The sequence below is a fragment of the Micromonospora musae genome (genome assembly GCF_003626545.1).
Taxonomy (GTDB): Bacteria; Actinomycetota; Actinomycetes; order Mycobacteriales; family Micromonosporaceae; genus Micromonospora; species Micromonospora musae.
The window spans coordinates 17,181-41,413 of record NZ_RAZS01000014.1; the positions used below are offsets into that span (position 1 = coordinate 17,181).

Here is a 24,233-nt window from a genome sequence, read left to right on the forward strand (position 1 = left end):
CGCAAAATCATCATCATGGATGAGTTGTCCGGGTTTAGTGTCACATCATCGTCTCTTTCAGCATGAGTCGGATCGGCTCAACCTGCGCCGGATCCCGCAGCCTTTGTCCTGGCGGTATGCCTTACTGAGTCCCGAAAAATCGGGGCAAAGAACCTGTGCTGTTCCTTAAACGCGCAGGTAACAGGCATCACAAAAGGTTCACGGTTCTCGCCGTTACCAGTGGCAACCTGCATAGGCTTCGCGTCATGGCAGATGGTTCCGATACGACGCTGACGGCTGAACACAGCGATCAGGCCCCGAACGGCCTGGTCTCCGGGATCAAGTCGTTCGCCGCCGGACACGGCGGTGCGAAGGCCGTCATCGAGTACGTCGGCAAGCGCGGTGCACGGATCGTCCTCGTCGGCGAGGACGGCGAGTGGGGCGACCAGATGGCGACCGACACGGTCACCGCGCGCGAGGCGTGCGCCGAGGCGGGAGTCACCGTCGAGAACGCCTGGGAGCGGGAACTGATGGACCAGATGCGGCCGAGCAACGACCTCTGGCGGTCGATGGCCCGACGCACGATGGCCCGTTGAGAACAAGTTGACCAACCACCACCAGCCGGCCCGGGGGAAACCCCGGGTCGCTCTCGTAACCTGCGGCGAACTCGCCGACCTGGACCCGGACGACCGGCTCGTGCTCGGCCCGTTGGCCGCCCGCGGGATCACCGCCGAGCCCGTGGTCTGGGACGACCCGGCCGCCGACTGGGCGGCGTACGACCTGGCGGTGCTCCGCTCGCCCTGGGACTACGCGCCGCGCCGCGACGAGTTCGTGTCCTGGGCGCAGCGCGTACCGCACCTGGCGAACCCGGCCGACGTGGTGCGCTGGAACACCGACAAGCGCTACCTCGACCAGCTGTCGAGCGCCGGGGTGCCTACGGTCCCGACGACGTGGGTCGCGCCGGGTGAGCCCTGGCGGCTCCCCGCCGACACCGGGGAGTACGTGATCAAGCCAGCGGTCAGCGCGGGCAGCCAGGACACCGGCCGGTACGACCTGGCCGACCCGGAGCACCGCGAACTCGCCGTGGCGCACGTGCGGCGACTCTCGGCCGCCGGTCGGGTGACGATGGTCCAGCCGTACCTCGCCGCGGTCGACACCGCCGGCGAGACCGCGCTGCTCTTCCTCGCCGGCGAGCAGGGGCTCGAGTTCAGCCACGCCATTCGCAAGGGGCCGATGCTGGCCGGCCCCGACCTCGGGGTGGACGGGCTCTACCGGCCGGAGGAGATCACCGCTCGTACCGCCAGCCTGGAGCAGCTCGCGGTGGCCAGGAAGACCCTCGCGACGGTGCCCGGCGGAACGGACCGGCTGCTCTACGCCCGGGTCGACGTCATCCCCGGCCCGGACGGGCAGTCGGTCCTGGTCGAGTTGGAGCTCACCGAACCCTCACTCTTCCTGATGCACGCCGCCGGTGCCGCCGACCGCCTCGCCGATGCGATCCGGACCCGGCTGACCCGCCAAACCTGATCCCGCCGCCCGCCATTTCGGCAATCATGCAGTGGTGGCACCGGACAGGACACGCGACCGTGGGCAGGGCGCCCGCGGTCGCGTGCTGGCCGGCCCGTCCCGGCGTGGTGGCGGGTCAGGCGCCGACGGCCACGGGCTCGGCCGCCGGGGCGGGCGCCGGGGCGGCGGGCACCGACCGGCGCTCCCGGGTCGACCACTGCACGTGCAGCGTGGCGAGCAGGACCAGGCAGGAGCCGAACATGTGCGCGCCGACGAGGACCCCGGGCAGATGGGTGAAGTACTGCACGAAGCCGATCACGCCCTGACCGAGTTCGACCGCGAGCAGCCAGAGGGCGGCCCGTTCGGCCCGGGCCGCGCCGACCGCGCGGAACGCGAAGAGCAGCGCCACCGAGAGGCCGAGCAGCAGGAAGACGCTGTCGGCGTGCACCTGGGAGATCGACTCCGGGTCCAGCCCGTTGCGGGCCGCGCCCTGGTCGCCGGCGTGCGGGCCACTGCCGGTCACCCAGGTGCCGATCACCAGCACCGCGACGCCGACCGCCGTGGTGAGCCGGGCCAGCGCCCGCAACGGCGCGGGCACCACTGCCACCACCGGCCCGTCCGGCTCGGCGGTGCGGCGCCAGAGGGCGTACGCGGCGGCGATCACCGCCATCGAGGCGAGGAAGTGCAGGCCGACCACCCACGGGTTCAGGTTGGTCAGCACGGTGATCCCGCCGACCACAGCCTGCGCCGGGATGCCGAAGAAGACCGCGACGGAGAGCGGCAGCACCCCGCGCCGGCGTGGGCGGTGGGCCAGCGCCGCCAGCAGGGTGGCGAAGGCGATGATGCCGACCGCGAAGGTGAGCGTCCGGTTGCCGAACTCGATCACCCCGTGCACGCCCATCTCGTCCGTGGGGACGTACGAGCCGTCGGTGCAGCGCGGCCAGGTGGGGCAGCCGAGCCCGGAGGCGGTCAGTCGCACCGCCCCGCCGGTGACCACGATCCCGACGTTCGCGATGATCGAGGCGAACGCGAGCCGCCGCAGCAGTGCCGCCGAGACCGGAAACCGGTCGAGCAGGCGGTGCAGCGCGGCGGGGACCGGGAACCGGACGTATCGCTTCACGGCCCGAATCCTACGCAACGTAGTGATCGAGGTTCGTCCGACTCCCGTACCACGGTGGTTGGAATCACCGGGACCCCGGTTTGCGGGCCCCGGACGAAATACGTAACGTGGGCGTTGTGAAAAAGGCGGCGGAGGTCTCCGCGCACCGGTCGGCGACCGTTCCGGTCGCCGGTCAGGGCGCGCCCACCGGCCTCGGCGCCGACCTGTCCACCCGTGACCGGGTGACCCAGCTGCTCCTGGAGCAGGGCGCGGCCACCGCCGCGCAGCTCGGATCGGCGCTCGGGCTGAGCCCGGCCGCGATCCGCCGGCACCTCGACGCGATGCTGGCCGACGGTGACGTGCTCGCCCGCGAGCAGGCGGTCCGCGGTCACCGGGGTCGGGGCCGCCCGGCGAAGGTCTTCGTCCTGACCGAGGCCGCCCGGGTCCGCTGCGGCACCCACCACTACGACAACATGGCCACCGCCGCGCTGCGCTGGATCGCCCGCAACGGCGGCTCGCAGGCGGTGGAGACGTTCGCCGCCGAGCAGGTCTCCGCGCTGGAGGCCCGCTGCCGGGCCGCCATGGAGGACGCCGGCGATGACCCGCTCGCCAGGGCGGAGGCGCTCGCGGGCGCGTTGACCGCCGAGGGCTACGCTGCGAGCGCGTCCGTGATCGCCTCCGGCGGCCAGCTCTGCCAGCACCACTGCCCGGTGGCGCACGTGGCCGCCGAGTTCCCTCAGCTCTGCGAGGCCGAGACCGAGGTGATCTCGCGTCTGGTCGGCACCCACGTGCAGCGCCTGGCCACCATCGCGCACGGCGACGGGGTGTGCACCACGCACATCCCGACCCAGCCGGGGCGTGCGCAGTCCGGAAATACCGTCACCACTGTGAGGACAGATAGATGACCGAGCAGATCGTCCAGCCCCTGACCCAGGAGGAGCAGCTAGCCGCCCTCGGTCGTTACGAGTACGGCTGGGCCGACCCCGACGTCGCCGGGGCGTCCGCCCAGCGTGGCCTCAACGAGGCGGTGGTGCGGGACATCTCGGCGAAGAAGAACGAGCCGGCCTGGATGCTCGACCTGCGCCTGAAGGGCCTGCGGCTGTTCGAGCGCAAGCCGATGCCGTCCTGGGGCGCCGACCTCACCGGGATCGACTTCGACAACATCAAGTACTTCGTCCGGTCGACGGAGAAGCAGGCCGCCAGCTGGGAGGACCTGCCCGAGGACATCAAGAACACCTACGACCGGCTGGGCATCCCCGAGGCGGAGAAGCAGCGCCTGGTCGCCGGTGTCGCGGCGCAGTACGAGTCCGAGGTCGTCTACCACAAGATCCGTGAGGATCTTGAGGAGCAGGGTGTCATCTTCCTCGACACCGACACGGCGCTGCGCGAGCACGAGGACATCTTCAAGGAGTACTTCGGCACGGTGATCCCGGTAGGCGACAACAAGTTCGCCGCCCTGAACACCTCCGTCTGGTCCGGTGGCTCCTTCATCTACGTGCCGAAGGGCGTGCACGTGGAGATCCCGCTGCAGGCCTACTTCCGGATCAACACGGAGAACATGGGCCAGTTCGAGCGGACGCTGATCATCGTCGACGAGGGCGCGTACGTGCACTACGTCGAGGGCTGCACCGCGCCGCTCTACTCCTCCGACTCGCTGCACAGCGCGGTCGTCGAGATCATCGTCAAGAAGAACGCCCGGTGCCGTTACACGACCATCCAGAACTGGTCGAACAACGTCTACAACCTGGTGACCAAGCGCGCCGTCTGCCAGGAGGGCGCGACCATGGAGTGGGTCGACGGCAACATCGGCTCCAAGGTCACCATGAAGTACCCGGCGGTCTACATGCTCGGTGAGCACGCCAAGGGCGAGGTGCTCTCGGTCGCGATGGCCGGCGAGGGCCAGCACCAGGACGCCGGCGCCAAGATGGTGCACGGCGCGCCGCACACCAGCAGCACCATCGTCTCCAAGTCGATCGCCCGGGGCGGCGGCCGCACCTCGTACCGCGGCCTGGTCCAGGTGCTGGAGGGCTCGACCAACAGCAAGAGCACGGTCAAGTGCGACGCGCTGCTGGTCGACACCATCTCCCGCTCGGACACCTACCCGTACGTCGACATCCGCGAGGACGACGTGGCGATGGGGCACGAGGCGACCGTCTCCAAGGTCAGCGAGGACCAGCTCTTCTACCTGATGAGCCGGGGCCTCTCCGAGGACGAGGCGATGGCGATGATCGTGCGCGGCTTCATCGAGCCGATCGCCAAGGAGCTCCCGATGGAGTACGCGCTGGAGCTCAACCGCCTGATCGAGCTTCAGATGGAGGGCGCGGTCGGCTGACCCGCCCGGCGCTCCCGCGGACCCCGACCCGTCGGGCCGGGGTCCGCGAATCCCGACCGGTCGGGCCGGGGGTTCGCGAACCCCGACCGACCCTCCGATTAGTCGCTGAACAGACCAAGGAAGAGATGACTACCCAGGCTTCCGCGCCGCCGACCACCAAGTCGCAGGCGCTGCGCTCGTACGACGTCGCCGACTTCCCGGCCCTGACGGGCCAGGAGGAGGAGTGGCGGTTCACCCCGCTCAAGCGCCTGCGGGGGCTCACCGGCGAGGTGCAGGGCGCCACCGGCACGATCCGGCACGAGTACGGCGACCTGCCGGCCGGCGTGACGGTCGGCCGGATCGCGAAGGACGACCCGCGGGTGGGCAGCGTGCTCACCCCGTTCGACCGGATCAGCGCGCTCGCGTACGGCGGCGCCGGTGACGCGCTGCTGGTCCAGGTCGCGCGGGAGGCCGTGGTCGGGACGCCGGTGACCGTGCGGGTGACCGGCGACGGCGCGGACGCCCTGACCTTCGGGCACACCTTCGTCGAGGTGGGCCGGTTCGCCGAGGTGACCCTGGTGCTGGAGCACGCCGGCTCGGCCACGCTGGCCGACAACGTCGAGGTGACCGTGGCCGACGGGGCGAAGCTGACCCTCGTCACGGTCGCGGACTGGGCCGAGGACGGCGTCCAGGCCCAGCACCTCAAGGTGAAGCTGGGTCGCGACGCCAAGGTCGTGCACATCCAGGTGAGCCTCGGCGGCGACCTGGTCCGGCAGTACACCAGCGTCGAGTACACCGACCGGGGCGGCGAGGCGGAGCTCTACGGCGTCTACTTCGCCGACTCGGGTCAGCACCTGGAGCACCGGCAGCTGGTCGACCACTCGGTGCCGGACTGCCGCAGCTACGTCGGGTACCGGGGCGCCCTGCAGGGGCAGAGCGCGCACACCGTCTGGGTGGGCGACGTGCTGATCCAGGCCGAGGCGACCGGCACCGACACGTACGAGATCAACCGGAACCTGCTGCTCACCGAGGGCGCCCGCGCCGACTCCGTACCGAACCTGGAGATCGAGACCGGCGAGATCGCCGGCGCCGGCCACGCGAGCGCGACCGGTCGCTTCGACGACGAGCAGCTCTTCTACCTGATGGCGCGGGGTATCCCGGAGGGGGAGGCCCGCCGGTTGGTGGTGCGCGGCTTCTTCGCCGAGCTGATCAACAAGATCCCGGTCGAGGAGCTGCGGGAGCGGCTCGGCGCGGCGATCGAGGAGCGGCTCGCCAAGGCGGGCGCCTGATGATCCGGATCTGCTCCACCGAGGACGTGCCGAAGGGCGCCGCGATCAGCGCGGACGTCGACGGCACTCAGATCGCTCTGGTGCACGGCGAGGACGACAACTTCTACGCCGTCTACGACGAGTGCTCGCACGCCTCGGTGGCCCTCTCCGAGGGGGAGGTCGAGGGCTGCACGCTGGAGTGCTGGCTGCACGGCTCCCGCTTCGACCTGCGCACCGGCGAGCCCACCGGGCTGCCCGCCACCGAACCCGTCCCCGTCTATCCCGTCGAAGTCCGCGACGGCGACATCTACGTCAGCCTCACGCCGAGCAATGGAGTGACCCGATAATGAGCACCCTGGAGATCCGCGACCTGAAGGTGTCGGTCAAGCTGCCCGAGGGTGAGCTCAAGCCGATCCTGGCCGGTGTCGACCTGACCGTCCGCTCCGGTGAGACCCACGCCATCATGGGCCCCAACGGCTCCGGCAAGTCGACGCTCGCGTACTCGATCGCCGGGCACCCGAAGTACGAGATCACCGGCGGTTCGGTGACGCTCGACGGCGAGGACGTGCTGGCCATGTCCGTCGATGAGCGGGCCCGCGCCGGCCTCTTCCTCGCCATGCAGTACCCGGTCGAGGTGCCCGGCGTGTCGGTGGCGAACTTCCTGCGTACCGCCAAGACCGCCATCGACGGGGAGGCGCCGAAGCTGCGCACCTGGGGTGCCGACCTGCGCGGGGCGATGGAGCGGCTGCAGATGGACCCGGCGTTCGCCCAGCGCAACGTCAACGAGGGCTTCTCCGGCGGTGAGAAGAAGCGGCACGAGATCGTGCAGCTGGAGCTGCTCAAGCCGAAGATGGCGATCCTCGACGAGACCGACTCCGGCCTCGACGTTGACGCGCTGCGCGTGGTCAGCGAGGGCGTCAACCGGGTCCGCGACACCGGTGACACCGGCCTGCTGCTGATCACCCACTACACGCGGATCCTGCGCTACATCAAGCCCGACTTCGTGCACGTCTTCGTGGCCGGCCGGATCGTCGAGCAGGGCGGCCCGGAGCTGGCCGAGAAGCTCGAGGAAGAGGGCTACGAGCGGTACGTCGCCGGGGCCGGTTCGGCGCGGGCCTGATCATGGGGGACGCGGAGATGACCACGATCGCGATTCCGCCGGGGATGCCGCAGTACGACGACGTGCCGCGTTACGACGTGGCGCGGGTGCGCGCCGACTTCCCGATCCTGGACCGGGAGGTCAACGGGCACCGGCTGGTCTACCTCGACAGCGCGAACACGTCGCACAAGCCGCGTCAGGTGCTCGACGTCCTCGCCGAGCACTACGCGCAGCACAACGCGAACGTGTCCCGCTCGGTGCACACCCTGGGCACCGAGGCGACCGAGGCGTACGAGGGCGCCCGGGCGAAGATCGCCGCGTTCATCAACGCACCGAGCCCGGACGAGGTGGTCTTCACCAAGAACTCCACCGAGGCGATCAACATCGTGGCGTACGCGTTCTCCAACGCGTCGCTGCGCCCGGACGCCGACCCGCGGTTCCGCCTCGGGCCCGGCGACGAGGTGGTCATCTCCGAGATGGAGCACCACTCGAACATCGTCCCGTGGCAGCTGCTCTGCGAACGCACCGGCGCGACCCTGCGCTGGTTCCCGGTCACCGACCAGGGACGGCTGGACGAGTCGGGCCTGGACGACCTGGTCACCGAGCGGACGAAGATCGTCTCGCTGGTGCACATGTCGAACATCCTCGGCACCGTGAACGCCACCGCGCGGATCACCGCGCGGGTCCGCGAGGTGGGGGCGCTGCTGCTGCTGGACTGCTCGCAGTCGGTGCCGCACCTGCCGATGGACGTGGTCGACTACGACGCGGACTTCATCGTCTTCACCGGGCACAAGATGTGCGGTCCGACCGGCATCGGCGTGCTCTGGGGTCGCTCCGAGCTGCTGGCGGCCATGCCGCCGGTCTTCGGCGGCGGCTCGATGATCGAGACGGTGGCGATGTCCGGCTCCACGTTCGCCGCGCCGCCGGCCCGGTTCGAGGCGGGCACCCCGCCGATCGCGGAGGCCGTGGCGCTCGGCGCCGCGGTGGACTACCTCACCGGCATCGGCATGCGGGCCATCCAGTGGCACGAGAAGGAGCTGACGGCGTACGCGCTCGACGCCCTCGCCACGGTGCCCGACCTGCGGATCTTCGGGCCGGCCGTGCCGGTGGGCCGGGGCGGCACCATCTCGTTCGCGCTCGGCGACGTGCACCCCCACGACGTGGGCCAGGTGCTCGACTCGCTGGGGGTGCAGGTGCGGGTGGGTCACCACTGCGCCCGCCCGGTCTGCACCCGCTTCGGCGTGCCGGCCACGACGCGGGCCTCGTTCTACCTCTACACCACCACCGAGGAGATCGACGCTCTGGTGGCGGGTCTGGAGCAGGTGCGAAAGGTGTTCAGCTGATGCAGCTCGACCAGCTCTACCAGGAGATCATCCTGGACCACTACAAGCACCCGCACGGGCGCGGACTGCGTGACGCCGAGGGTGGGGCGAACACCGCCGAGGCGCACCACGTCAACCCGACCTGCGGGGACGAGGTCACCATGCGGGTGGCGACCGACGGCAGTGTGCTCACCGACATCTCGTACGACGGCATGGGCTGCTCGATCAGCCAGGCCTCGGCGAGCGTGCTGCACGAGCTGCTGAGCGGTCGGCGCGCCGGGGAAGCTTTCGAGGTCCACGAGGCGTTCGTCGAGTTGATGTCCGGGCGTGGCCAGGTCACGCCGGACGAGGACGTGCTCGGTGACGGGGTGGCTTTCGCGGGTGTGGCCCGCTACCCCGCCCGGGTGAAGTGTGCGTTGTTGCCGTGGATGGCGTTCAAGGACGCCGCGGCACGCGCCGGGGTGGGCGTGAGCCCGGAGGTGAAGGCATGAGCGAGGAAGGCACCACCACCGCCGCGACGCCGGCGACCGGCGGCGGCAAGGCCGCCGTCGCCGACATCGAAGAGGCGATGAAGGACGTCGTCGACCCGGAGCTGGGGATCAACGTGGTCGACCTCGGCCTGGTGTACGGGGTGCACGTCGACGACGAGAACGTGGTCACCCTCGACATGACGCTCACGTCGGCGGCCTGCCCGCTGACCGACGTCATCGAGGACCAGGCGCGGCAGGCGCTGACCACCGGCCCGGGCGGTGGGCTGGCCAACGACATCCGGATCAACTGGGTGTGGCTGCCGCCGTGGGGGCCCGACAAGATCACCGACGAGGGGCGCGATCAGCTCCGCTCGCTCGGCTTCAACGTCTGACCGATCCCGCTCGTCGGGCGCGGCACCCAGCGGTGCCGCGCCCGACGTGTATGCGGCGCACGTGCGCCGGGCCCGTCGTCAACGGCGCTCGCTGCCAGCCGTTCTGGTCGCCGGTCGTGCTCGTTGCCGGTCGGGGTGCCGGCCGTGCTCCGGTGTGGGTCGCGGTTCGGGGCCGACCGCCGTTCTCCGGTGTCGGTCGTTCTCCGGTCTCGCTCGCGGTTTCGGCCGAGCGCCCCGTGGTGCGGCTGCGACGGCCGGACCACGGCGAGCCTGATACCTCAGGGGCATCAATATGCCTCTGAGGTATCACGCCCGACGGGATACACCCGCTCGGCGCTCGGCGCTCGGCGCTCGGCGCTCGGCGCCCGCCGCCCGGTGCTCGCCGCCGGGGGTCCACGTCGGGATGCCTGCCGCCCCGGTCTACTCGCCATGCGCCGCTCGCCGCCCGGCACCCCTCGTCTGCCGATCGGGGCCCGCCGCTCGCCGCCCGGCACCCCTCGTCCGCCGATCGGGGCCCGCTACCCGCCGCTCGGCACCCGCCTCCCGCCACCCGCCGCCGGGGGCCCTCTGCCCGGTGCTCGCCACGCGCCGCTCGCCACCCCCCGCTGCGGGCCGGAGCCGCTGGTCGGCGCATTCGGCGTGGTGGGCGTGGGTGGGAGCCGCTAGGCGACGTGGTGGGCGTGGCATCGGCCGGTGGGAGCCCTAGCCGGCGCAGTCGGCGTGGCAGGGGAGCCGGTGTGCCCGCATCGGACCCGGGCGAATTCGCTCGCGGCCACGGACACCGGTGCGCGAGGATTACGGTGTGATCGAGCCATACCGGATGAGCATCGTTCCTGTCGCCGCGGCCACCAGCGCCCGCCGACAGCAGCGGGGTCCCGGTCGTGCCTCGACCCGCCACCGGCCGTCATGACCGAGGCGTTCCTTGCCGGCCTGGTCGCCGGCTACGGCGTCGCCGTTCCGGTCGGTGCGATCGCCGTGCTGATCCTGGGGCTGAGCGCCCGCACCTCGTTCCGGGTCGGCGCGGCGGCGGCGCTCGGCGTGGCCACTGCCGACGGTCTCTACGCGGCGGTCGCGGCGCTCGGCGGTGCCGCCCTGGCTGCGGTGATCGCGCCGGTCGCTGGTCCGTTGCGAGCCGTGGCCGCGCTCGTTCTGCTGGCGATCGCCGCCCTCACCGCCTGGCGGGCGCTGCGCCCTCGGCGGGTGGACGCTCAGGGCAATGGTGGCCGAGGGCTGGACAGTCCGGGCCGGGCTTTCGCCGGTGTGCTCGCGTTGACCCTGCTGAACCCGGCGACCGTCGTCTACTTCGCCGCGCTGGTGCTGGGTCGGGGCGACGCCGCCGATCCGGATTCCAGGGCCACGGCGCTCTTCGTGCTGGGCGCGTTCGTCGCGTCGGCGAGTTGGCAGCTGCTGATCGCCGGAGGCGGGACCGTGGTCGGCCGGGCGCTCGCCGGCCCTCGGGGCCAGCTGCTCACCGCGCTCGCGTCCAGCGCCATCATCGCCACGCTGGCCATGACCACCCTGCTCACCACCTGATCCCCCCCCGCCCTCCCACCCCACCCCCACCCTCGCCCGTCGATCATGAGGTTGGCGGGGCGACACGCCGCCCCGGGCACCGTCAACCTCATGATCGGCGCGGGCCGGTGGGATCGGTGCCGGGCCAGTGGGGCCGGCGCGGGTCGGTGTGGTCGGTGCCGGGCCGGTGGGGCGGGGGCGGGGAGGGGCGGGGGTGTGCCGTACGGTCGGGCCATGTCGAGTCGACCCGCAGCCGGGGGCGGCCGGTGGGTCGAGGTCGACCCGGGCCGGGTGGCCCGCTGGGTGGAGGGCTTCGCCGGTCGCCACGGCCCGCCGACCGTCACCACCGAGGCGTACGGGCTGCTGCTCGCCGCCCCGGACGGCGCGACCGCCGAGCTGCATGCGCCGCCCGGCGCCCCGGCCGCCGCCGACGTGCCGGCCTTCGTGGCCGGCGCGACCGCGCCCCGTCGGCTCGGTCTGCTGCTCGCCCGCAAGGGTGGGGTGGCGGTCGGGATCGCCGAGGGCGCCGACCTCGTCGTGTCGAAGGTGGACACCCGTTACGTGCAGGGGCGGACGGCCGCAGGCGGCTGGTCCCAGCAGCGCTTCGCCCGACGGCGGGACAACCAGACGAAGGCGGCGCTGGGCGACGCCGCCGAGCTCGCCGTACGGCTGCTGATGCCGCAGGTGACGACGCTGGCCGCGCTGGTGTGCGGCGGCGACCGGCGGGCGGTCGACACGGTGCTTGCCGATCGCCGGCTCGCCCCGCTGGCGACGCTGCGTGCCGACCGGTTGCTCGACGTGCCCGAGCCCCGGCACGCGGTCCTGGTGGGCGCCATCGCGGCCGCGCGCGCCGTGCACGTGCTGGTACGCGAACCCGCGCCGCCCCGCTGAGCATATCTTTACGCATTGATGCAGGTCATCATCCTGGCATCCGATGTGGCCGTCGGCAAACTGATCGATCGGAATCGCCCCGACGGTCGACCGTGACCGTCGGGGCGACTCCCCGGTGCGAGGCAGCCCGCTCAGAGCCGGCCGGTGCCGAAGGTGTCGCACACCTGCGGGTCGCCCCGGTCGTAGCCCTGCCGGAACCAGCGCTGGCGCTGCTCCGAGGTGCCGTGGGTGAACTGGTCGGGGTTGATCCCCCCGCCGGAACGCTGCTGGATGGTGTCGTCACCGATCGCTTCGGCGGTCTCCACCGCCTCCTTGATGTCGCTCTCGGTGATCGAGGTGAAGAGTGCCTCCTGACCGGACTTGTCCTTGCTCTCCGTCGCGTGCCGGGCCCAGGCGCCTGCGTAGCAGTCGGCCTGCAGTTCGAGGCGGACGGAGGCGGACTCGGGGCCGGTCTGGTCGCCCTGGCCGGCCCGCTCGTTGGTGCCCAGCAGGTTCTGGATGTGGTGCCCGTACTCGTGGGCGAGGACGTACGGCGCGGCGAACTCGCCGTCGGCCCCGAACCTCGACGCCAACTCGTCGTAGAAGCTCAGGTCGATGTAGACCTGCTTGTCCGCCGGGCAGTAGAACGGCCCGACACCGGAGTCGGCCGTTCCGCAGCCCGTGCTCACCGCCTGCCCGAAGTAGTTCGTGTCGGTGGGCTCGTACTGCCGCCCGGAGATTGCCGGATACTCCTGCTTCCAGTAGTCCTGGATGCTGTTGACGTACAGCAGGTTGCGGCACTTGACGTTCCCGAACCGGTCCGGATTGTCCCGGGAGCAGGACTGCTCCAGGTCCTCGCCGCCGGCGCCGTCGCCGTTGGTGGCGGCGTTGAGGCCGATCCCGCCGCCGACCAGGGCGACGAGGACCGTGATGACGAGGCTCACCAATCCGCCCCGCCCGGTCGGCAGGGGAATGGGCATGCCCCGGCCGGAACCGCCGCCCCGTCCCAGGTCGTTGACCTGGGAGGTGTCCAGCTCAGCTCGATCGTTCAGCTCCATGATCACCTCGATCGCGACGGGGACTCTCGTGGCATGGCGCCGGCACCCGGTCCGGCTGGGTGGTTTCGTACCCGATGATCTTGATGGGTAATCCGGATCGGGCTCCGTCCGCCGGCCGGTACACTTGTCGCGTGCTGCGCTGCGAAGGCTGAACCGCCCCACGCCGCCGGGCCCGTCGCCCGCCGGCGTTTTCGCGTGCCCTGAGTCGGCCTTCCGGACCCCGAGAGCGAGTCTCACACCATGATCACTGCCACCGGCCTGGAGCTGCGCGCCGGCGCCCGGATCCTGCTCTCCGACACCACGCTGCGGGTGCAGCCAGGTGACCGGATCGGCCTGGTCGGGCGTAACGGCGCCGGCAAGACCACCACGCTGAAGGTGCTGGCGGGGGAGGGGCAGCCGTACGCCGGCCAGATCGACCGCCGCAGCGCGATCGGCTACCTGCCGCAGGACCCGCGCACCGGTGACCTGGAGGTGACCGGCCGTGACCGGGTGCTCTCCGCGCGCGGCCTGGACGTGCTGATGGCGGAGATGGCCGAGATCGAGGCCAAGCTCGCCGAGAACGCCGACGAGAAGCTGGTACGGCGCTACGGCGCGCTGGAGGACCAGTTCGCCTCCCTCGGCGGGTACGCGGCCGAGGCGGAGGCCGCCCGGATCTGCGCCAACCTCGGCCTGCCCGACCGGGCGCTCGCCCAGACCATCGGCACCCTCTCCGGTGGCCAGCGTCGCCGCATCGAGCTGGCCCGGATCCTCTTCCGCGACGCGGGCGAGAACGGTGGCGGCATCCTGCTGCTCGACGAGCCGACCAACCACCTCGATGCGGACTCGATCACCTGGCTGCGCTCCTTCCTCGCCAACCACAAGGGCGGGCTCATCGTGATCAGCCACGACGCCTCGCTGCTGGAGGCGGTGGTCAACAAGGTCTGGTTCCTGGACGCCACCCGCTCGGTGGTCGACGGCTACAACCTGGGCTGGAAGGCGTACCTGGAGGCGCGGGAGACCGACGAGCGGCGACGTCGCCGGGAGCGGGCCAACGCCGAGAAGAAGGCCGGCGCCCTGATGGCGCAGGCGGACAAGATGCGGGCCAAGGCCACCAAGACGGTCGCCGCGCAGAACATGGCCCGGCGGGCCGAGAAGCTGATCTCCGGGCTGGAGGAGGTGCGGGTCGCCGACCGGGTGGCCAAGGTGCGCTTCCCCACGCCCGCGCCGTGCGGGAAGACGCCGCTGACCGCGACCGGGCTCTCCAAGTCGTACGGGTCGTTGGAGATCTTCACCGACGTCAACGTGGCGGTGGACCGCGGCTCGCGGGTCGCGATCCTGGGGCTCAACGGCGCCGGTAAGACGACCCTGCTGCGGATGCTCGGCGGCCTGCTCACGCCGGACACCGGCGAGGTGCACGCCGGGCACGGGCTGCGGCTGGGCTACTACGCGCAGGAGCACGAGACGCTCGACGTGACCCGGACGGTGCTGGAGAACATGCGCGCCGCCGCCATCGAGCAGACCGACACCGACCTGCGGAAGATCCTCGGTGCCTTCCTCTTCTCCGGCGAGGACGTGGAGAAGCCGGCCGGGGTGCTCTCCGGCGGCGAGAAGACCCGACTGGCCCTGGCCACCCTGGTCTGCTCGGGCGCCAACGTGCTGCTGCTCGACGAGCCGACCAACAACCTCGACCCGGTCAGTCGCGAGCAGGTGCTCGACGCCATCGCCCGCTACCCCGGGGCGATCGTGCTGGTCACCCACGACCCGGGCGCGGTGCTGGCGCTGAAGCCGGACCGGGCCATCCTGCTCCCCGACGGCGACGAGGACGCCTGGAGCGACGACCTGCTCGAACTCGTCGAACTCGCCTGAGCTCCGGAGCGTCCTCACCACTGCCGCCGCCGCGCCGGGGAAGCACCGATACGGGCGGGTTCGTGCGTCACCTATCGGGAAGCTGACATCGCATAGCGTGTCGGTTGGCGAATAGTTGATATCTGGCGCATGATCGTTCGAGGCGGTCTAATAGGTGGGACCGTATCCGAACCGCACAGTCTGGGACGTGAGGACACAGCATGGCAGCCACCGGCACAGCCACCAGCACTGAGAAGGGTCGCCGGATCGTCGGAGCCGAGCGTCAGACGCTCGCGAAGGACCTGGTTAAGCGGTACACCTCGGGTGAGAGCATCCGGGCGCTCGCAGCCTCGACGGGCCGTTCCTACGGCTTCATCCACCGGGTGCTCACCGAGTCCGGGGTGCAGCTGCGCCAGCGCGGCGGCGCCCGCCGCCGCAAGAAGGCGTGATCGAGCCCGTTACGTCGTTCCATCAGCGCCGCCCCCGGGTCGTCCGGTGACCGCCGACGCGACCGGAGTGCGGTTGGAATACGACGGGCCGGTCGCGACGGTCACGTTGTGCCGGCCCGACGTGCTCAACGCCCAGACCCCGGCGATGTGGCGCGCGATGAGCGCCTTCTCCCGGGACCTCCCCGGCGACGTGCGCGTGGTGGTCGTACGGGGCGAGGGGCGCGCGTTCTCGGCCGGCCTCGACCTGTCGGTGGCCGGTGCCTCCGGGGCGGGCTCCTTCGCCGAGCTCGCCACCCTGCCCGAGCAGGAGTGCGCGGACCGGATCGCCGAGTTCCAGGCCGCCTTCACCTGGCTGCACCGTCCGGATCTCATCTCCGTCGCGGCCGTGCAGGGGCACGCCATCGGGGCCGGTTTCCAGCTGGCTCTCGCCTGTGACCTGCGGGTGCTCTCCCAGGATGTGAAGTTCTCCATGGCCGAGGTGACGCTCGGTCTCGTGCCGGACCTCGCCGGCACCAAGCGCCTGGTCGAACTCGTCGGCTACTCCCGCGCGCTGGAGATCTGTGCCACCGGACGCCGCATGGACGCCGCTGAGGCGGACCGGATCGGGCTGGCCACTCTCGTCGTACCGCCCGCCGAGCTGGACGAGGCGGTGCGCGATCTGACCGTCGGGCTGCTGGCCGGGAACCGGGACGCCGTGGTCGAGATCAAGGCGCTGCTCGCCGGTGCCGCGGGTCGCTCGCACGCGGAGCAGCAGCGGGCGGAGCGCGAGGCGCAGACCCGCCGGCTGCGTGACCTCGCCGGGCGCGGCGAGTAAAGGTAAGGACCGTTCGGGAAGATCTGGGTTACGGCTTAGGTTGTCAGTGTCGTCGGGAGAATTGACCTGGGTGTGGTCGGCCCGACGATCCTGGAGGTGAGCGTGTCCAACCCGATGGGCGGCGGTGGCATGGGCATGGGCGGCTGGAGCATGCTCCGGTCGATGCGCAGTCAGGACGAGGTCTCTGCGCACCAGCTCAAGCGAGGCACGGCGAAACGGATCCTCGCCTTCGCCCAGCCGTACCGGCGCGACATCGTGGTCTTCCTGATCACCGTGGTGATCGCCGCGATCATCGGCGTGGCCACGCCGCTGCTCGCCGGTGACGTCATCGACGCCATCAACCGGGGCGGGTCCGAGGCGGGCTCGCTGGTCGTACGCCTCGCCCTGATCATCGGGGGCCTCGCGATCGCCGACGCACTGCTCTCCCTGGCGCAGCGCTGGTACTCCGCCCGGATCGGCGAGGGCATCATCCTCGACCTGCGCACCCGGGTCTACGACCACGTGCAGCGCATGCCGTTGCAGTTCTTCACCCGGACCCAGACCGGCGCGTTGGTCAGCCGGCTCAACAACGACGTGCTCGGCGCGCAGCGGGCCTTCACCTCGACACTCTCCGGCATCGTCAGCAACGTCATCCAGCTGGTGCTCACCGCCGGCGTCATGTTCACGCTCTCCTGGCAGATCACCGCGCTGTCACTGGTGCTGCTGCCGGTCTTCATCATTCCGGCCCGCCGGGTCGGTCGGCGTCTCGCCGACATCACCCGGGAGGCGTACAACCTCGACGCCCGGATGAACGCGACGATGACCGAGCGGTTCAACGTGGCGGGGGCGCTGCTGGTCAAGCTCTTCGGCCAGCCGGACGGCGAGGCGCGCCGGTTCGCCGGCCGGGCGGAGCGGGTACGCGACATCGGCATCCAGTCCGCGATGTACTCGCGGACCTTCTTCGTGGCGATGCTGCTGGTCGCCTCGCTGGCCCAGGCGCTCACCTACGGCCTCGGCGGCTGGCTCGCGGTCGCCGGCAGCGTCAGCGCCGGTACGGTCGTGACGCTCGCGCTGCTGCTCACCCGCCTGTACGGCCCGCTCACCGCGCTCTCCAACGTCCGCGTCGACGTGATGAGCGCCCTCGTCTCCTTCGACCGCGTCTTCGAGGTGCTCGACCTGCGCCCGTCGATCGAGGAGAAGCCCGACGCCGTGCCGGTGCCCCGGGGCAACGGCCGGGTCGAACTCCGCGACGTGCGGTTCCGCTACCCGAGCGGCGCCGACGTCTCGCTCGCCTCGCTGGAGGAGGTCGCCACCCTCGACCGGACGATCAGCGAGCCGGTGCTGCGGGGCGTCTCGTTCACCGCCGAGCCGGGACAGATGGTCGCCCTGGTCGGCCCCTCGGGCGCCGGTAAGTCGACGCTCTCGATGCTCATCCCGCGCGTCTACGACGTCAGCGACGGCCAGGTGCTCGTCGGCGGCGTCGACGTACGCGACGCCACGCTCGCGTCGCTGCGCGACGAGATCGGCGTGGTCACCCAGGATTCGCACCTGTTCCACGAGTCGATCCGGGAGAACCTGCGCTACGCCAAGCCGGAGGCCACCGACGACGAGCTGTGGACGGCGCTGGCCGGCGCGCAGATCGCCGACCTGGTCCGGTCGCTGCCCGACGGGCTGGACACCACCGTCGGCGAACGCGGCTACCGCTTCTCCGGCGGCGAGAAGCAGCGGATCGCGATCGCCCGGCTGCTGCTCAAGGCTCCCTCGATCGTCATCCTCGACGAGGCCACCGCCCACCTCGACTCGGAGAGCGAGGCGGCGGTCCAACGGGCGCTGTCGGTGGCGCTGGCCGGGCGTACGGCGTTGGTGATCGCGCACCGGCTCTCCACGGTCCGCGACGCCGACCAGATCCTGGTCCTCGACGGCGGCCGGATCGTCGAGCGGGGACGGCACGACGAGCTGGTCGCGGTGGGCGGCCTCTACGCCGAGCTCTACCGGACGCAGTTCGCGGTCGCCGACTCGCCCGCCCCGTACACGGACGCGACAGGCCCCGAGCCGGTGGTCATGCCGATGGGCACGTACCTGCCCGAGGAGGCGCTGCCCCCGGCCGCCGCGAACTGAACGGGGCTGCGGCGGCTCCCCGGGTCAGAGCGCGGTCGACGCCTGGCGCAGCTCGGCGAAGGCGGCACCGAGGCTCTCGGGCGTGAAGTGCGCGTTGAGGCCGCTCGGGTTGGGCAGCACCCAGAGCCGGGCGTCGGCGAGCCGCTCCGGCTGCGGGCCGAACGTCGCCTTCGGGCGGGCGAACCCGATCCGGTAGGCGGTCACGCCCACCACCGCCACCCAGCGCGGCCGGTACCGGGCCACCTTCTCCCGCAGCGTCTCCGCCCCGGCCACCAGCTCGGCGGCGGTCAACTCGTCGGCGCGGGCGCTGGCCCGCTCCACCAGGTTGGTGATGCCGATCCCGTAGCCGAGCAGCTCGTCCTGTTCGCTCGGGTGCAGCAGTCGTGGGGTGAAGCCGCCCCGGTACAGCGCCGGCCAGAACCGGTTGCCCGGCCGGGCGAAGTGCCAGCCGACGGCGGCCGACCAGAGGCCCGGGTTGATCCCGACGAAGAGCACGTCGAGGCCGGGCGCGATGAGGTCGGGCAGGAGGCGGTCGGCCGCCGCCGCGAGCTCCTCCCGGGTGGGACGCGGATACCGGCCGGCGGGAGCGGTGACGGGGCCGGGGCGGCGGTCGCCGAGCCCTGGCCCGGAGCTGGGGCGGCGGTCGCCGGGGGCGGGTGCGCCGGGGCGTGGCCGGCCGGGCCGCCGACCGCCGGGCGGGTCGGGAGTCACAGCCCGCGCAGCGAGCCGCCGTCAACGGGGATGGTGACCCCGGTGACGTAGCCGGCGGCGGGGGAGAGGACGAATGCGGCGACGCGGCCGAACTCGGCGGGATCGCCGATCCGGCGCAGCGGAATGCCCGCCTCGATCTCGGTGAGCGCGCGGTCCGGGTCACCCGTGGCGGCCAGCAGCTCCCGGCTGCGGTCGGTGAGGATGCGGCCCGGGAGCAGGCCGACGACCCGGACGCCGCGCGGGCCGTACTCGTCGGCGATGTCCTTCGCCGCGCCGGCCAGTCCGGGCCGCAGCCCGTTGGAGATGCCGAGCCCGGCGAGCGGGCTGCGCGCCGAGCTGGACAGGACCAGCCCGATCGCCCCGCCGTCGGGCAGGTTGGCGGTGATCGTCCGGATGGCGCGGATCGTGCCCAGGAAGATCGTCTCGAAGGAGGTGCGCCACTGCTCGTCGGTGACCGACGCGGCGTTGCCGGGCGGCGGTCCACCTACCGAGATCAGCGCGCCGTCGAGCCGTCCGAAGTGGTCCTTGGCTGTCGCGACCAGGCGCTCCGGCAGGGTCGGGTCGCCCAGATCGCCCGGCAGCCCGACCGCCTGCTCCGGCCCGCCGAGGCGCTCCACCGCGGCGGACAGCGTGTCGGCGTCCCGGGCGGAGAGCACCACGCGCGCCCCGTCGGCGACGAGGCATTCGGCGGTCGCGTAGCCGAGGCCCCGGGAGGCGCCGGTCAGCACGTACACCCGTTCGCGGAGTCCGAGATCCATGGTGCCGATCCTGCCGCACCGAGTCAGCGGTCGCGACCCGCTGTGTCGAGGCTCGCCCGGGAGGCGGGGCGGAGCAGGCGTACCCGGCCGGCGAGCTGGACCGCCACCGCGCCACGTACGCGGCCCAGGGCCGGCAGTCGGCGGGGGCGTGGCGTACGCCGCCCGTCGTAGCGCGCGCCCGCCTCCCGGACGGCCAGCTCCTCGGCGCCCAACGGTGGCAGCGTCCCTTCGTCGCGTAGGGCGCGGGCCAGGTCCCAACCGTCGCGCAGGGATCCGTGGGTCGGCCGGTCGGTCGCCCAGGCCGCGAACCTCGCCGGCCACTCCGCGCCGAGGGCCGCGGCGAGCAGTGGCCAGTGCCGGGCCACCTCCCCGGCGCGTTTGCGCAGCAGGGCCGCCCGGGCCGCGGCGAGCGGCGCGGGCGCGAATCCGGGCGGTACCGGCCCGCCGGTGACCAGCGCGGCGACCAGCTCCGCCTGGCGGGCGGCGAGGTCGTCTGTCCGGCCCGGCGCGTCGCCGGTCATGTGACCGCCGGGAACCCGGACGCGGCCGCGACGGCGTCGAGTTCGGTGCGCAGCACCTGCGCCGGCGGGTACGCGCCGTCCCGCTCCAGCAGCAGAGCCGGTGGCCGTCGCCGGGCGCAGAGTTCACCGACCAGCTCCAGCACCGGCGGGGGCACCGGGTCGGTGTGCGTGTCGTGGTAGAAACCGCCGTGCTCGGCGCCCCCGGCCACGTGCACGTACGCGACCCGTTCCAGGGGCAGCCGGTCGAGCAGGTCGAGCGGGTCGGCGTGCCGGTTGCGCGCGTTCGCGTACACGTTGGCGATGTCGAGCAGCAGCAGCGCGCCGGAGCGGTCGAGGATCTCGGTGAGGAAGGCGGCCTCGTCCAGCTCGTCGTCGGGCCAGTCGAAGAGCGCGGCGATCGGTTCCAGCGCGATCGGCACCGGCAACCGCTCCTGGACGCGCGCGACGTTCGCGCAGACCGCGTCGACGGCCGCCCGGCTGCGCGGTAGGGGCAGGAGGTGGCCGGCCTCCAGCCCGCCGGCCCGGACGAAGGCGATGTGTTCGCTGACCAGGGGTGCGTCCACCAGCTCGGCGACCTGGGCGAGCTGCTCCACTCGCTCCGGGTGCACCGGCTCCGCGCCGCCGAGGGAGAGCCGCACCCCGTGCGGCACGACGGTCACCCCTCGCTCGCGCAGCGCGGCGAGCCCCGCCGGCAGCGGTCGGGACGGTGCCAGCGACTCGGCCACCACCTCGACGAAGCGCAGTCCGGGCAGTTCGGCGACGAAGCCGGCGATCTCGGGGCGCCAGCCGATGCCGACCCCGGTCGGGCCGTTCACCCGCCGCACCCGCCCCCACAGCCGCCGCCGCCGCCGCAGGAACCGCCGCCGCAGGAGCCGCCGTCGCCGCCGGAGCCGCTGTCACCACCGGACGCGCCGACGCCCCCGTCGGAGATCGCCTGGCGTGGGATCTCGGCCCCTTCGGCGAAACCCGGGTCGAGCGCCCAGAGCGAGGCGGCGCCGAAGAGCGCCACGCCCGCGGCCGCGCCGACCGCGCCATAGGTCGCGTACGCCGGGGCGGAGGAGGGCGCGAGGTGGGCGTGTTGCCGGCGCAGATCGCGCAGGGCCTGTCGGCCGGCGCGGCTCACTCGCGGAACCCGGCTCAGGAACAGGAAGACCACGAAGAGCGGCAGCAGGCTGAGGAACAGGTAGCCGACGGGCCGGCTGTCGGAGAGCCCGACGAACGTGCGCACCACGCCGATGGCGATCAGGGCGAAGAGGGCGAACGAGGCGCGCCGGGCGGTCGTGCGGTGGGCCGACGACAGGAGCAGGCCGCGCTGTTCGAGACCGGCGCGCAGGTCGGTGAGCGCCCGGTCCACCCACTGGTCCCGGCGTAGCTCGCGGACCCGGGCCCGCTGCCCGGCCGCGTGGTGCACCGCCCGGTCCAGCGGCGTCGCCCCGGCGGGCAGCGGGCCGGTCGCCTTCAGCTGGTGGTTCGCCCCGACGTCGATCGCGCCGACGGCGCGCAGCCCGGCGAGCGCCGCGTGCACGGTGAGCGTGTCGCCGCCGTTGAGGTACGCGGCCTGCTGAGGGTCGAGCGGGTTGCGACCGCCCTCCCGCCCGACCGCGCGCAGCCGGATCCGGTGGAGCACGGCGACGGCCACCAGCACGGCCGCCGCGGCGAGGTAGAACCGGAGGAAGGTCGGACCGGAGATGCCCCACGTGTCGCCCGAAGCGGCGAGATCGAACTCGTTCATCGGCTGCTCCTGTCACCGAAGGGTCGGCGAACTCATTGTGGAGCAACCCGGCCAACGCCACGACCCCGTACGAGGGCGTGCCAGCCGCCGGTTCAGCGCCGGCGGACCGCCTCCTCGACCAGGTCGAGGACGGGGCCGAGGTCGCCGGCGGGGCGCCCCATCGCCAGGTGCAGCACGAGGCCGTCGTAGGCGAGTTCGAGGAACTGGGCCAGCACGTCGATCGGGACGTCCTCGCGCAGCACTCCCGCGTCCCGCTGGCGGGCCAGCCGGTCGCGGGTCGCCTCGGCTATCGCGGCGGACCGCTCGGCCCAGCGGCGGGCGAAGGCCGGGTCGGTACGCAGTCGGCGGGAGACTTCGAGCTGGGTGCCGAGCCAGCCGGTGGTGTCCGGGGACATGGCACCGGCCAGCAGGTCCCGCATCACCTGGACCAGACCGTTGCGGGCGACCGTCTCGACCATGGCGGCGGCGTCGTCCTCGGCGACGGCGAGGAAGAGCGAGTCCTTGTCACGGAAGTGGTGGAAGATGGCGCCCCGGGACAGCCCGGTGGCCTCTTCGAGGCGGCGCACGGTCGCGCCCTCGTATCCGTGCCGCGCGAAACACGCCCGCGAGGCGGCGAGGATCTCCTGGCGGCGCGCATCGAGCTGGTCCTGGCTTACTCTGGGCACGCGTCGATCGTCCCAGGTGACGGGACGTCACGCAAACCGTACGTACGGCTTGGGATTGGGGGCCGTGGCCGTCGGCCCGCCCGTCTAGCATCGCCCCCGTGATGCCACCCCTCGCCCCCCTGCCCTCCGCCCCGCTGACCGTCGCCGCCGTGCAGGCCGAGCCGGTCCCCGGAGACGTCGCAGGCAACGCGGGCACCGCCGCCCGCCTGGTCGCCCGGGCCGCCGACGCCGGTGCCCGGATCGTCGTCCTGCCGGAGCTCTTCCTGCCCGCATACCACCCGCCGACCCTCGCCGCCGACCCAGTCGGCACCGACGTGGCCGCGGCCGGCGACCGTACCGTCGACGATCCGCGACTCACGGCGTTGAGCGAAGCGGCGGCGGCCGGCGGCGTGACCGTGGTGATCGGCGCCGCGGTACGCCATCCCGACGGGCGGCGGACCATCTCCTCACTGGTCGTCGACCGCGCCGGCGCGGTCCGGGCCGGGTACGACAAGCAGCAGCTCTGGGGCGGGGAACGCGAACTCTTCGTGCCCGGTACGCAGGGCGCCACCCTCTCCGTCGGCGACTGGCGGTTCGGGCTGGGCATCTGCTACGACGGCTGTTTCCCGGAGCACGGGCGGGCCGCCGCCCTCGACGGCGCGCACGGCTACCTCTGCCCGAGCGGCTACCTCACCGGCTCCGAGCACCGCCGCGACCTCTACTATCCGGCCCGCGCGCTGGACAACACCATGTACGTCGTCTTCGCCAACTCCGTCGGGGGCGCCGACCCGTGGCACTTCAACGGCGGAGCGGCCGTCTACGACCCGGAGGGGCGTACGTTGGCCCGGGCCACCGACACCGGCGAGGAGGTGCTGGTCGTGACGCTGCGCCCGGCTCAGCTGGCGGCCACCCGGGCGGCGCACTCGATGCTCGTCGACCGGCTGCCCGACCAGGGCTCCGCCCGGCTGTTCCTGTTGGGTTGAGGAGTTCACGTAACGGATCTGTCGCTGGGTGCGCTGATTACCGTAAGGTGCCCGAGTGCCACTGCTCCTCATGGACCTGGACAACACCCTGCTCGACCGGGCCGGGCCGTTCCGTGCCTGGGGGCAGGGCTTCCTTGACGGCATCGGCGCGCCCGCGGCCGACATCGAGTGGTTGCTCTCCATCGACGCCGACGGGCTGACCGACCGCTGGGACGTGGCCGACGCGATCCGGGACCGGTACGACCTGCGCGTGCCCTCGATCGACCTGGTCGAGGAGCTGCACGACGGGCTGGTGGCGCACACCCGGCTGGACCCGCTGATCGCCTGCGCGCTGCGGATCGCCGACCAGGCCGGCTGGGTGCCCGTGGTGGTCGCCAACGGCGCCGTCCGGCAGCAGGAGGCCAAGATCCGTGAGACCGGGCTGGACCGGTACGTCGCCGACTGGGTGATCTCCGAGGAGGCGGGCGTCAGCAAGCCCAACCCGAGAATCTTCGCGCTCGCCGCCCAGCGGGTACGGATGCCGCTGCGGGGCGCGTGGGTCGTCGGCGACGGCCCGGAGGCGGACATCGGCGGCGCGGCGGCGGTCGGCCTGCCCAGCGTCTGGCTGCACCGGGGGCGTACCTGGTCCGACGGCAGGTTCCGGCCGACCCGTACGGCAGACGGCCTGATCGCCGCGGTCGCCGCGGTGCTCGCCGGCTGAGCCCCGGCCACGCTGCCGGCCGGCTGAGGTTCGGCCGCCCCGTTGTTTCGGCGTGCCCGCCGGATCCGCCGCCGTGGCCCTGCTCCGGCCCGGCGGACGGCGCGAAGGTGACCGTCT

Annotated in this window: 26 protein-coding genes; 18 read left to right on the top strand and 8 right to left on the bottom strand. The window is 72.4% G+C overall.

The features are described 5' to 3' along the window. Positions 1-245 precede the first annotated feature (245 nt). Both D7147_RS28635 and D7147_RS28640 read left to right on the top strand, forming a co-directional pair. Positions 246-575: a hypothetical protein gene (locus tag D7147_RS28635; RefSeq protein WP_120683221.1), complete on the top strand. Its 330-nt coding sequence runs from the start codon at positions 246-248 to the stop codon at positions 573-575. 7 nt (positions 576-582) lie between these two features. Next, positions 583-1,503, top strand: a complete 921-nt coding sequence (locus D7147_RS28640) for an ATP-grasp domain-containing protein (RefSeq protein ID WP_120683223.1) — start codon at positions 583-585, stop codon at positions 1,501-1,503. A 115-nt stretch (positions 1,504-1,618) separates the two neighbouring features. Here the strand turns inward: D7147_RS28640 and D7147_RS28645 are convergent, their stop codons facing one another. Beyond that, positions 1,619-2,566, bottom strand: a complete 948-nt coding sequence (locus D7147_RS28645; RefSeq protein WP_120683448.1) for a COX15/CtaA family protein — start codon at positions 2,564-2,566, stop codon at positions 1,619-1,621. Between the two features lie 152 nt (positions 2,567-2,718). Here D7147_RS28645 and D7147_RS28650 point away from each other — a divergent pair, with 152 nt between their 5' ends. From D7147_RS28650 to D7147_RS28695, 10 genes are all read left to right on the top strand, one after another. Next, complete coding sequence (locus tag D7147_RS28650) at positions 2,719-3,486, top strand: helix-turn-helix transcriptional regulator (RefSeq protein ID WP_120683224.1); 768 nt, start codon at positions 2,719-2,721, stop codon at positions 3,484-3,486. Next, positions 3,483-4,913, top strand: coding sequence for a Fe-S cluster assembly protein SufB (gene sufB / locus D7147_RS28655; RefSeq protein WP_120683226.1), 1,431 nt, complete (start codon positions 3,483-3,485; stop codon positions 4,911-4,913). The genes D7147_RS28650 and sufB overlap by 4 nt, the downstream gene beginning before the upstream one ends. 125 nt (positions 4,914-5,038) lie before the next feature. Beyond that, positions 5,039-6,181, top strand: coding sequence for a Fe-S cluster assembly protein SufD (gene sufD / locus D7147_RS28660; protein WP_120683228.1), 1,143 nt, complete (start codon positions 5,039-5,041; stop codon positions 6,179-6,181). Continuing rightward, entirely contained in the window at positions 6,181-6,507 is a 327-nt protein-coding gene (locus D7147_RS28665) for a non-heme iron oxygenase ferredoxin subunit (RefSeq protein WP_120683230.1), read from the top strand. The genes sufD and D7147_RS28665 overlap by 1 nt, the downstream gene beginning before the upstream one ends. Further along, on the top strand, positions 6,507-7,280 hold the full coding sequence (gene sufC, locus D7147_RS28670) for a Fe-S cluster assembly ATPase SufC (protein ID WP_120683232.1): 774 nt from the start codon (positions 6,507-6,509) through the stop codon (positions 7,278-7,280). Before D7147_RS28665 ends, sufC begins: the two co-directional genes overlap by 1 nt. Positions 7,281-7,297: 17 nt before the next feature. Then, a complete protein-coding gene (locus D7147_RS28675; RefSeq protein ID WP_120683450.1) occupies positions 7,298-8,602 on the top strand; it encodes a cysteine desulfurase in 1,305 nt (434 codons plus the stop codon). After that, the gene (gene sufU / locus D7147_RS28680) at positions 8,602-9,072 is read left to right on the top strand and encodes a Fe-S cluster assembly sulfur transfer protein SufU (protein ID WP_120683234.1); all 471 of its coding nucleotides are present in this window, start codon (positions 8,602-8,604) and stop codon (positions 9,070-9,072) included. The genes D7147_RS28675 and sufU overlap by 1 nt, the downstream gene beginning before the upstream one ends. Further along, positions 9,069-9,443 carry a metal-sulfur cluster assembly factor gene (locus D7147_RS28685; RefSeq protein ID WP_120683236.1) on the top strand — a complete coding sequence of 125 codons (375 nt, stop codon included), beginning with the start codon at positions 9,069-9,071 and terminating at the stop codon, positions 9,441-9,443. Before sufU ends, D7147_RS28685 begins: the two co-directional genes overlap by 4 nt. Before the next feature lie 906 nt (positions 9,444-10,349). Continuing rightward, positions 10,350-10,976, top strand: coding sequence for a LysE family transporter (locus tag D7147_RS28690; protein ID WP_120683238.1), 627 nt, complete (start codon positions 10,350-10,352; stop codon positions 10,974-10,976). A gap of 213 nt (positions 10,977-11,189) precedes the next feature. Then, the gene (locus tag D7147_RS28695; protein WP_120683240.1) at positions 11,190-11,846 is read left to right on the top strand and encodes an acVLRF1 family peptidyl-tRNA hydrolase; all 657 of its coding nucleotides are present in this window, start codon (positions 11,190-11,192) and stop codon (positions 11,844-11,846) included. A 131-nt stretch (positions 11,847-11,977) separates the two neighbouring features. Here the strand turns inward: D7147_RS28695 and ypfJ are convergent, their stop codons facing one another. Continuing rightward, on the bottom strand, positions 11,978-12,883 hold the full coding sequence (gene ypfJ, locus D7147_RS28700; RefSeq protein WP_120683452.1) for a KPN_02809 family neutral zinc metallopeptidase: 906 nt from the start codon (positions 12,881-12,883) through the stop codon (positions 11,978-11,980). A 240-nt stretch (positions 12,884-13,123) separates the two neighbouring features. Here ypfJ and D7147_RS28705 point away from each other — a divergent pair, with 240 nt between their 5' ends. From D7147_RS28705 to D7147_RS28720, 4 genes are all read left to right on the top strand, one after another. Beyond that, complete coding sequence (locus D7147_RS28705) at positions 13,124-14,728, top strand: ABC-F family ATP-binding cassette domain-containing protein (protein ID WP_120683242.1); 1,605 nt, start codon at positions 13,124-13,126, stop codon at positions 14,726-14,728. 200 nt (positions 14,729-14,928) lie between these two features. Beyond that, complete coding sequence (locus tag D7147_RS28710) at positions 14,929-15,156, top strand: helix-turn-helix domain-containing protein (protein ID WP_007462679.1); 228 nt, start codon at positions 14,929-14,931, stop codon at positions 15,154-15,156. A 46-nt stretch (positions 15,157-15,202) separates the two neighbouring features. After that, the gene (locus tag D7147_RS28715; RefSeq protein ID WP_120683244.1) at positions 15,203-15,970 is read left to right on the top strand and encodes an enoyl-CoA hydratase/isomerase family protein; all 768 of its coding nucleotides are present in this window, start codon (positions 15,203-15,205) and stop codon (positions 15,968-15,970) included. 114 nt (positions 15,971-16,084) lie between these two features. Next, a complete protein-coding gene (locus D7147_RS28720) occupies positions 16,085-18,067 on the top strand; it encodes an ABC transporter ATP-binding protein (protein ID WP_120683454.1) in 1,983 nt (660 codons plus the stop codon). Positions 18,068-18,091: 24 nt separating this feature from the next. Here D7147_RS28720 and mug read toward each other — a convergent pair whose 3' ends face one another. The 6 genes from mug to D7147_RS28750 all read right to left on the bottom strand — a co-directional run bounded on the left by mug (position 18,092) and on the right by D7147_RS28750 (position 22,454). Continuing rightward, positions 18,092-18,778: a G/U mismatch-specific DNA glycosylase gene (gene mug, locus D7147_RS28725; RefSeq protein WP_120683246.1), complete on the bottom strand. Its 687-nt coding sequence runs from the start codon at positions 18,776-18,778 to the stop codon at positions 18,092-18,094. After that, a complete protein-coding gene (locus D7147_RS28730; RefSeq protein WP_120683248.1) occupies positions 18,775-19,536 on the bottom strand; it encodes an SDR family oxidoreductase in 762 nt (253 codons plus the stop codon). The genes mug and D7147_RS28730 overlap by 4 nt, the downstream gene beginning before the upstream one ends. A gap of 23 nt (positions 19,537-19,559) precedes the next feature. Next, positions 19,560-20,057, bottom strand: a complete 498-nt coding sequence (locus D7147_RS28735; protein ID WP_120683250.1) for a hypothetical protein — start codon at positions 20,055-20,057, stop codon at positions 19,560-19,562. Continuing rightward, positions 20,054-20,872 carry a DUF692 domain-containing protein gene (locus tag D7147_RS28740; RefSeq protein ID WP_120683456.1) on the bottom strand — a complete coding sequence of 273 codons (819 nt, stop codon included), beginning with the start codon at positions 20,870-20,872 and terminating at the stop codon, positions 20,054-20,056. The genes D7147_RS28735 and D7147_RS28740 overlap by 4 nt, the downstream gene beginning before the upstream one ends. Then, positions 20,869-21,789 (bottom strand): TIGR04222 domain-containing membrane protein, encoded by a 921-nt coding sequence (locus D7147_RS28745; RefSeq protein WP_120683252.1) that lies wholly within the window; start codon positions 21,787-21,789, stop codon positions 20,869-20,871. Before D7147_RS28745 ends, D7147_RS28740 begins: the two co-directional genes overlap by 4 nt. Positions 21,790-21,881: 92 nt before the next feature. Then, positions 21,882-22,454 carry a TetR/AcrR family transcriptional regulator gene (locus D7147_RS28750; protein WP_120683254.1) on the bottom strand — a complete coding sequence of 191 codons (573 nt, stop codon included), beginning with the start codon at positions 22,452-22,454 and terminating at the stop codon, positions 21,882-21,884. A 101-nt stretch (positions 22,455-22,555) separates the two neighbouring features. Between D7147_RS28750 and D7147_RS28755 the strand changes: the two genes are divergently transcribed. Both D7147_RS28755 and D7147_RS28760 read left to right on the top strand, forming a co-directional pair. Then, positions 22,556-23,416 carry a carbon-nitrogen hydrolase family protein gene (locus D7147_RS28755; protein ID WP_120683256.1) on the top strand — a complete coding sequence of 287 codons (861 nt, stop codon included), beginning with the start codon at positions 22,556-22,558 and terminating at the stop codon, positions 23,414-23,416. A gap of 55 nt (positions 23,417-23,471) precedes the next feature. After that, on the top strand, positions 23,472-24,116 hold the full coding sequence (locus D7147_RS28760; RefSeq protein ID WP_120683258.1) for an HAD family hydrolase: 645 nt from the start codon (positions 23,472-23,474) through the stop codon (positions 24,114-24,116). Positions 24,117-24,233 lie beyond the last annotated feature (117 nt).

Coding starts and splice junctions, on each gene's coding strand:
- D7147_RS28635 (WP_120683221.1), top strand. CDS start 246: ATGGCAGATGGTTCCGATACGACGCTGACGGCTGAACACAGCGATCAG.
- sufB (WP_120683226.1), top strand. CDS start 3,483: ATGACCGAGCAGATCGTCCAGCCCCTGACCCAGGAGGAGCAGCTAGCC.
- sufD (WP_120683228.1), top strand. CDS start 5,039: ATGACTACCCAGGCTTCCGCGCCGCCGACCACCAAGTCGCAGGCGCTG.
- D7147_RS28665 (WP_120683230.1), top strand. CDS start 6,181: ATGATCCGGATCTGCTCCACCGAGGACGTGCCGAAGGGCGCCGCGATC.
- sufC (WP_120683232.1), top strand. CDS start 6,507: ATGAGCACCCTGGAGATCCGCGACCTGAAGGTGTCGGTCAAGCTGCCC.
- D7147_RS28675 (WP_120683450.1), top strand. CDS start 7,298: ATGACCACGATCGCGATTCCGCCGGGGATGCCGCAGTACGACGACGTG.
- sufU (WP_120683234.1), top strand. CDS start 8,602: ATGCAGCTCGACCAGCTCTACCAGGAGATCATCCTGGACCACTACAAG.
- D7147_RS28685 (WP_120683236.1), top strand. CDS start 9,069: ATGAGCGAGGAAGGCACCACCACCGCCGCGACGCCGGCGACCGGCGGC.
- D7147_RS28690 (WP_120683238.1), top strand. CDS start 10,350: ATGACCGAGGCGTTCCTTGCCGGCCTGGTCGCCGGCTACGGCGTCGCC.
- D7147_RS28695 (WP_120683240.1), top strand. CDS start 11,190: ATGTCGAGTCGACCCGCAGCCGGGGGCGGCCGGTGGGTCGAGGTCGAC.
- ypfJ (WP_120683452.1), bottom strand. CDS start 12,883: ATGGAGCTGAACGATCGAGCTGAGCTGGACACCTCCCAGGTCAACGAC.
- D7147_RS28705 (WP_120683242.1), top strand. CDS start 13,124: ATGATCACTGCCACCGGCCTGGAGCTGCGCGCCGGCGCCCGGATCCTG.
- D7147_RS28710 (WP_007462679.1), top strand. CDS start 14,929: ATGGCAGCCACCGGCACAGCCACCAGCACTGAGAAGGGTCGCCGGATC.
- D7147_RS28720 (WP_120683454.1), top strand. CDS start 16,085: ATGGGCGGCGGTGGCATGGGCATGGGCGGCTGGAGCATGCTCCGGTCG.
- D7147_RS28730 (WP_120683248.1), bottom strand. CDS start 19,536: ATGGATCTCGGACTCCGCGAACGGGTGTACGTGCTGACCGGCGCCTCC.
- D7147_RS28735 (WP_120683250.1), bottom strand. CDS start 20,057: ATGACCGGCGACGCGCCGGGCCGGACAGACGACCTCGCCGCCCGCCAG.
- D7147_RS28745 (WP_120683252.1), bottom strand. CDS start 21,789: ATGAACGAGTTCGATCTCGCCGCTTCGGGCGACACGTGGGGCATCTCC.
- D7147_RS28755 (WP_120683256.1), top strand. CDS start 22,556: ATGCCACCCCTCGCCCCCCTGCCCTCCGCCCCGCTGACCGTCGCCGCC.